This is a genomic window from Ruegeria sp. AP12 (assembly GCF_056540025.1).
In genome coordinates this window covers 1-836 of record NZ_JBQFVZ010000161.1, presented here as the reverse complement: position 1 = coordinate 836, position 836 = coordinate 1, and the positions used below count along the sequence as shown (strand labels likewise).

The 836-nt window shown below is 61.4% G+C and carries 1 protein-coding gene; it reads right to left on the bottom strand.

What is annotated here, in order from left to right:
• Positions 1-836 (bottom strand): class I tRNA ligase family protein (locus ACR0E6_RS21980; RefSeq protein ID WP_480587335.1); only part of this gene is annotated, 836 nt, incomplete at both ends.

The following is an 836-nucleotide window of genomic DNA, read 5'->3' as shown; positions in this document are numbered from 1 at the left end:
AGCAGCGTTGGCATTTGTCGCCTTCCGCCTTCTCAAAAACCACACCGACGCCCTCAATCTCGGGCACGCGGAAGGCTTCGGCCGGGGCCGGGTTCTTGGAGACCGTCAAGCCCGACGTGATGCAAAGATCGTCCACATCAAAACTCGCCAACAGCGCAATAGTATCCTGATCTTCGACATGCACGATCGGAGCGGCCTCAAGGCTGGATCCGATCACCTTGTCCTGACGCTGAACCTCTAGCGCTGCGGTCACGGCGCGGCGTACGCGACGAACCTTTGCAACGGCTTCTTCCAACTCGGCATCACGCCAATCCGCCGGTGTCTCCGGGAAATCTACCAGATGGACCGAGCTGTCGTCGCCTGGGAACCGCTCCAACCAGACCTCTTCCATGGTGAAGACCAGAACCGGCGCCAGCCATGTGGTCAGGCGGTGGAACAGGATATCCAGAACGGTACGGGCCGCACGGCGGCGCAGGCTATCGCCGTCGCAATACAGCGCGTCCTTGCGGACGTCGAAGTAGAAGGATGACAAATCAACCGTAGCAAAGGTGAAGACCGCGCTGAACACGCCCTGGAAATCGAACTCTGAATAGCCTTTGCGGACCTGCTCATCCAGATCGGCCAGGCGGCTGAGGACCCAACGCTCCAGACGCGGCATATCCTCTGGGGCGACCCGGTCGGCCTCGGTGAAGTCAGCCAAAGATCCCAGCATGAACCGCATGGTGTTGCGCAGACGGCGGTAGCTGTCGGCGGTGCCCTTCAGGATTTCCGGCCCGATCCGCTGGTCGGCGGTGTAGTCGGTCTGAGCGACCCACAGACGCAGGATATCGGCGCCG